The following is a 6,389-nucleotide window of genomic DNA, read 5'->3' on the forward strand; positions in this document are numbered from 1 at the left end:
AAATTTATCAAACGCTTAATTTCCATATAATCAGAATAGGCAAGACATCTTCTCCCTATATCTTTTCTAAATCTTACTAGAGGGTGCCTAAACAAAGAATTCACTAAAACGTAAAGCCCACTCTTGCTTTTCTTTAAATGACATTTCCAAATTATGATCCGGATGTGCTTGTCCTATATGTTCTCCCCTTTTTATTTTTAATGTCCAAAACTCCTTTCTGCATCCGCAAACATCTCTATTATATTCATTTTCATTCTGCTTTAAAACTTCTTGTAACACATCTCATACTTTTTAAAAGCCTCTAATTTAATTAATAATATTGCTGTTTGAATAGTATCTAATCTTGAATTTACACCAATTCTTATATTATCATATTTCCTTTTCAATGTACACTTAATGAACGTAATCCTTGTGCGCCATCTTCTAATATCTTCATTCCATATGGATTAGCTATATTTCTTAATTCTATATGATCAGCTGGTTGACCAAACAAATCCATTGCTACAATCACTTTTTCAACAGTTTTAATCGTATTATATCACATAAAATACTGCGAAAACTGAAAATACAATGATTAATGTATTGGAAAACCTTCCGATTTTGCAATGAGTTTTTCATTTAAGGAATTTAAAAAATCTGCCATCAGTGTAGCGTAAAAAGAAGATAAAATATGAAAGAAGAGGCAATCGAGCTTAATCATTTAGCAGAATGCCGGTGAAGAGATAAAAGAATGATATAAACTTGTAACTGCAGATAATGACCATAACGGCGTAGGAGAAGCCATTCAATACGCACAATATGTCGGAATAATACGATGGAAAATAATTGCACTGACAAAAGCCGCAGCGTTATAATTTTAAGGAAGAAGCAGTGGCAAAGGAGGAGCAATTATGGACAAGCAACGGTATATGATTTCAGATGCTGCAGCACTTGTAAATGTAGAATCCCATGTACTTAGATACTGGGAAGAAGAGTTAGAACTTACGGTACCCCGCAACGAAATGGGACACCGTTATTATACAAAAGAAAATATTGAGCAATTCATGAAGATAAAAGAATGGAAAGAGCAGGGATATCAGTTAAAAGCAATCAAGCTTCTGATACATAATGGTGGCAGGGAAGATGCACCGGAGCTTTTGGCGGCAGCAGCATCGGAGCCGGCAAAGCAGACCCTTTCCACGGAGGTAGAGGACAACACAAGGCGGCTGGAACAGTTTCAGCATATGATGTCGCAGATTGTAAAGGGTGCGATTGCAGAAAATAATCAGGCACTTGGCAAAGAAGTCAGTGAGCGGGTAAGAGATTATGTACTGAAAGAAATGAATTATCTAATGCGTGAGCAGGATGAGGCAGAAGAGGAACGCTATAAGAAACTGGACGAGCTGATTCGTCAGAGCCTGAAGGCAAAGGGAAAGAAAGAGAAGAAGCTGTTTCATAAGAAACAGGAATGGAAACCGAATGAAGCATAGCCTTCACAAATGAGGGCATAACTACGAGATTCTCGCTTTGCGAGTTTCCCGCGTAAAAAAAGAAGCTGTGTGGCAAAACCAACAGCTTCTTTTGAATTAAGTACGAAAATTATTCCTGGCTGATAGCTCCTGTAGGGCAAGCACCTGCACAAGTTCCACACTCGATGCAAGTATCAGCAGCGATTTCGTATTTTCCATCTCCTGCAGAGATAGCTCCAACTGGGCATTCGCCTTCGCAAGTACCGCAGCTTACACATGAATCAGAAATTACATATGCCATTTTATCGTCCTCCTTTAAAAATAATAAACAATGTATAGGCTAGAATCTAGCTTGCAATTATTTTAATACAAAAAATTGCGATTTACAATACTTCTCCATCATGTACTAAAGAAAAAGCAATCGTGTATATAATCGTGGACAAAAGGGAAAACTAATTGCATATTTTGCCGGGAGGGATTATAATAACACCATTGAAAACAAGAAGGAGGAAAAGAATATGGCACAGGTAACCGGAGATACCATGATTGGTGAATTACTTCAGATTGACGAGAACATTGCACCGATTCTTTTAAATATTGGAATGCACTGCTTAGGATGCCCATCCTCTCAGATGGAGACAATTGAACAGGCAGCAATGGTTCATGGAATCGAGCCACAGTCTTTAGTTGATGAAATCAATGATTTCCTTGCAAAAGACGGCAAGTAAGAAATAGAGACAAATAAAAGACCAGAACAGTCCGATAATCGAATGCCGTAAGGCTTGAAGATATCGTGCGTTCTGGTCTTTTTTTGTAGTCGTGCATCCGTAAGAAGCTGTCAGTGACAGGTTCTGCAGATTATAATGATACAGAAATAGTGTGATAGAAAAAGTGAGTTTTATTATAAAATATACAGGTAAGATTGTATAAAATATACAAATATTTATAATTCGTTTTGATAATAATTGATATTGACAGAAAAAATGAAAAATACTAAGCTTTTAATAGTTATTGAAAACAAGAGGAGAGGGAGTTATGATGACAAGAAAATTCTTAGTTGCGGTTATCGCTATATTTGATATTCAAAGTCTTGGATATCAAATTTCCCAAAATAAAATCATATAGAGAAATGTAAGCAGAGGATTCCGGTTCTTTAAGTAAAGAAAAGAGAATTCTATTTTGTGATATTTAAATTTATTTCCAAAATATTGGAAATTGACAAATGATGCAAGTCCGTTTGCTGTTTCTGTAAAAAATGAATCACAGGCGCGCAGCACATTCTCATACCATAACAATATCTGGAAGGTACACATCTTAAAGAATGGAAAGAACTTATATATATTGCAGGTGGGGTTAGCCCCACCTGTAAAAGGAGTAGATATGAAAATAAATAACTGCAAAAAAGTTATTAAAACAATTGCCTTTTATACAGTAGTAATAATATGCATAGTAATTTTATGGCAGCAGGCTCATCTGCCATATGAACGAACAGAATATCAGAAGATAGCGGAAAATGACACAGAAAAGGAACAGAGTTCAGTATCTTTTCCGGAAGAATATAAAAAAACAGTGAACGATAGTTTTGTGTTTGATGCAAAGATAATTACAGGGGAAAATATTGATTATGAAAATTTATATGCATCAACAGCAAGCATTGTTTATCCGGATGCGGATAAGTGGAAAACAATGTTCTTAAAGGATAATTTAAACTATGAAGAAAGCTGTTTTGAAACAGAAAGCCGAAATGGGGACAGGTTGAATGCCGAAGTTTACGATAATGAATTAGAGGGATTTTTACGTTTAGATGCCGAACAGGGACTTTACTGGAAAGAACCGTTAATGAGATATTTAGTGCAGGTACTGCATATGAATGGTGAATATGGGGCAGAGGATCCAATGGATAATGAGGCTGTATTCAGGGATGCAGATGATTTATCTGGTTTTGACAGAACGCAGGCGTGGGAAAGTGCATGTGAACAAATGAATCAGCTTGGAATAGAGGAAGGTAATTTACAATACAAGGAAAGTTATTGTATGCACATAGAAGATTTGGAGGAGCAGACGCAAAGATTATTAAAGGATGGCAGTTTATCTGCACAGGATGCAAAAGAAAGCTGGTCAAAGGACGAGGAGGGTTATTTATTCTATTTTTCTCAGACTTTACAGGGAATCGAAATTTTCCGGTATGAAAATATCAGGGATTATCCGGGAATGTATGGTGATATGCAGGTGTATGTAATGAAAGATGGATTAGGGGAACTTCAGATTCCTGTTTTATATTCCTGCAAATTAGAAAAAAAGAAGTTATCACTGGTTTCTTTTGATAAAATTGCAGAGGTTTTAGAAAAGAACTATGGAAGTGTTATTACGGAAGAACCAATAACTGTTCGGAAATGTCAGCTTGTAATGTATCCATTACAAAAGAAGAACGGGGTATATGATATGGTGCCGGTATGGATATGTCAGATTGGGAAATATCAGGGAGAAGGACGGAATGAATCATATAATTATATACCAATTAATGCTGTCACAGGAGAAGAGATGGTTGAACTGGAGGTAGAGTAGTAATATGCTGAAAAAATATTTAAAAATGGATTTATACAGGGTATTTACTTCAGCACCATTTTGGCTTGGAGTGATAGGTGTATATATTACGATGAATCTAATGGCGAAGGTTGGACAACCGGCAATAGATGTTATTAGCAGATATAAAGTTATGAAATTTCAGAGTGTTACAATTGCAATATTTGCATTTAGCAGCTTTGCATATGGAAATGCATTAAGAGAAGATCAGGAACATCATTTTTGGCAGAATGAAATTTTGCGTGGAGATTTAAAGAGTTATATATGGTCAAAAGTATTAAGCGGATTTTTGGCAGCAGATATTACTGTTTTGGCAGGACAGTTACTCTTTTTTCAGCAGGATAGTTTTTGGCATCCCCTGCTGATGTTAGAGGATGAATTTTTTACAGCAAATGGTGTCGATTTGCGTGGAAATTGTTTTGGATGGTTTGCAATGCATGGAATGCCAATATTATATTTGGTTTTTTCTGCAATTATATTTGGATTGTTAGGAGGCATTCTGTGTCTGGTATCCATGCTGCTGTCTCTATTGGCTAAGAATCAGATGTTTGCAATCTGCATTCCTATGGCTGGTTATTATTTTATAGTTACATATCTTGGCGTATTATTTCCGCAAGGTGGTATTTGGGATTGGAATTCTCTGTTTATGTTTTCTACAGATGTATTTGGAAATGCATGGATAAGTCTTGGATACATATTCTTAATGACAATACTTTGTGTTATCGTATTGGGTAATTTAATTGCAGCCAGAGTAACAAAAGAGATAAGGGGGGAAAGTATGTGAATTTGCAGTCAAAAATACAGAATCTTTATTGTAGAATGAAGTCCATGCGTTTTTTGACATTACTTATCATTTGGGGATTTATGGTAGATGATATGTTAAGACTCTACCGGAATCTTGCAATGGAATTGAACGTAAAAGACAGTTTTGCAATATTACCTTTTATTCAAAATGATGATTTCTTTATGAAGGTTGTACTTTTAAGTGTGTTATGTTTTTATTCGAATGCTCCATTTATGGAGAGAAATGAATTATATTTTGTACAGCGTATAGGAAAAAAGCGGTGGGGAAGTCGAAATATTTTTTATATTTTCGGAAGCAGTATTTTATTAGCTGTAATACTGGTATTATTAAGCATTTTATTGAACTTTCCGGCAGTTGATTTTAGCAATTCATGGGGAAGTCTGTACAGGACGGTTTCTGTTTATGGTATGGAAAAATATCAGATTCCGCTGATTGTGGATACAAAAGTAATGTCAGCATTTACACCCTACCAGATGATGGGGCATGTAATTTTAATGGATATATTAGCATTTGCAGTAATTGGAATGCTATTATATACATTAAGTCTTTATGTTAGAAGAGTAGGTGCATATATAGTCACTATTCTGCTTATTTTCTTTTCTACAATGGTAAACTATCTGGATGCCGGTGCAAAATTAGGACTTATATATTTTTCACCATTTTCATGGGAAAATGTGGGAAATTGGAGATATGGATATGATTTGAGTAAACCAAATTTTGTATATATCTATGTAGGTTATTTTCTGATTCTGTTTCTGCTGGTGGTTGCAGGTCAGAGACAGATTCAGAGAATAGACTGGATAAGCAGGGAGGAATAGCTATGGCAGAGGTTATTAAAGTAGAACATATTGAGAAATCTTTTAAAAAGCATAAAGTATTAAAGGATGTATCATTGACTTGTGAAAGTGGAAAAATATATGGAATTGTAGGGTATAATGGTTCAGGAAAATCAGTACTTTTTAAGTGCATTAGTGGATTTTATCTTGTAGAAAAAGGAACAATAACAGTTCGTGGGAAAATGGTTGGAAAAGATATGGATGTGGTTCAAAATTTGGGAACAATTATTGAAGAACCGGCATTTATAAAGCAGTACAGCGGACTTAAAAATCTTGAACTGTTATATATGATTAATCATAAGAAAAATCGGGAATATGTAAAAGAAAGTATGAGAAAAGTCGGACTTGATCCGGAGCTAAAGAAACCGGTAGGAAAATATTCTCTGGGTATGAAGCAGCGTCTTGCAATTGCACAGGCAACGATGGAAAATCAGGATATTCTCATTTTAGATGAACCGATGAATGGATTAGATAAAGATGGGGTTGAACAAATGAGGAAATTGTTTCTTTCTTTTAAAGAAGAGGGAAAAACTTTACTACTGGCCAGTCACAATCGAGAGGATATAGAATTATTATGTGATGAAGTATATGAGATGGAGCATGGTCGGTTACATAAATTAGAAAGATAAACAAAAAAAGAATTGCCATTGAGTGAAACTGATGTGACCCCAAAAAGTTAGACTTTTAAGCGTAGCAGTTTTATTGGCTGCTACGCTG

Annotated in this window: 9 protein-coding genes; 6 read left to right on the top strand and 3 right to left on the bottom strand. The window is 35.3% G+C overall.

The genetic code is table 11. The features are described from left to right. Positions 1–87: 87 nt before the first annotated feature. Together DXB39_RS14970 and DXB39_RS15295 are read right to left on the bottom strand one after the other, a co-directional pair. Positions 88–279 (bottom strand): hypothetical protein, encoded by a 192-nt coding sequence (locus DXB39_RS14970; RefSeq protein ID WP_117842360.1) that lies wholly within the window; start codon positions 277–279, stop codon positions 88–90. Between the two features lie 103 nt (positions 280–382). Then, the gene (locus DXB39_RS15295) at positions 383–499 is read right to left on the bottom strand and encodes a hypothetical protein (RefSeq protein WP_334294170.1); all 117 of its coding nucleotides are present in this window, start codon (positions 497–499) and stop codon (positions 383–385) included. A 391-nt stretch (positions 500–890) separates the two neighbouring features. Between DXB39_RS15295 and DXB39_RS14405 the strand changes: the two genes are divergently transcribed. Continuing rightward, positions 891–1,469, top strand: coding sequence for a MerR family transcriptional regulator (locus tag DXB39_RS14405; RefSeq protein WP_117842361.1), 579 nt, complete (start codon positions 891–893; stop codon positions 1,467–1,469). 109 nt (positions 1,470–1,578) lie between these two features. Here DXB39_RS14405 and DXB39_RS14410 read toward each other — a convergent pair whose 3' ends face one another. Then, positions 1,579–1,749, bottom strand: a complete 171-nt coding sequence (locus DXB39_RS14410; protein ID WP_022242564.1) for a DUF362 domain-containing protein — start codon at positions 1,747–1,749, stop codon at positions 1,579–1,581. A gap of 217 nt (positions 1,750–1,966) precedes the next feature. Between DXB39_RS14410 and DXB39_RS14415 the strand changes: the two genes are divergently transcribed. From DXB39_RS14415 to DXB39_RS14435, 5 genes are all read left to right on the top strand, one after another. Further along, positions 1,967–2,176: a DUF1858 domain-containing protein gene (locus tag DXB39_RS14415; RefSeq protein ID WP_022242565.1), complete on the top strand. Its 210-nt coding sequence runs from the start codon at positions 1,967–1,969 to the stop codon at positions 2,174–2,176. Between the two features lie 652 nt (positions 2,177–2,828). Then, complete coding sequence (locus tag DXB39_RS14420) at positions 2,829–4,013, top strand: hypothetical protein (RefSeq protein WP_147343740.1); 1,185 nt, start codon at positions 2,829–2,831, stop codon at positions 4,011–4,013. 4 nt (positions 4,014–4,017) lie between these two features. Next, positions 4,018–4,815: a hypothetical protein gene (locus DXB39_RS14425; protein ID WP_117842363.1), complete on the top strand. Its 798-nt coding sequence runs from the start codon at positions 4,018–4,020 to the stop codon at positions 4,813–4,815. Continuing rightward, positions 4,812–5,654: a hypothetical protein gene (locus DXB39_RS14430; protein ID WP_117842364.1), complete on the top strand. Its 843-nt coding sequence runs from the start codon at positions 4,812–4,814 to the stop codon at positions 5,652–5,654. The genes DXB39_RS14425 and DXB39_RS14430 overlap by 4 nt, the downstream gene beginning before the upstream one ends. A gap of 2 nt (positions 5,655–5,656) precedes the next feature. Further along, positions 5,657–6,301: an ATP-binding cassette domain-containing protein gene (locus DXB39_RS14435; RefSeq protein ID WP_117698866.1), complete on the top strand. Its 645-nt coding sequence runs from the start codon at positions 5,657–5,659 to the stop codon at positions 6,299–6,301. Positions 6,302–6,389 lie beyond the last annotated feature (88 nt).

Origin of the sequence: Roseburia sp. OM03-7AC (assembly GCF_003462625.1) — a bacterium.
Lineage (GTDB): Bacteria > Bacillota > Clostridia > Lachnospirales > Lachnospiraceae > Roseburia_C > Roseburia_C amylophila.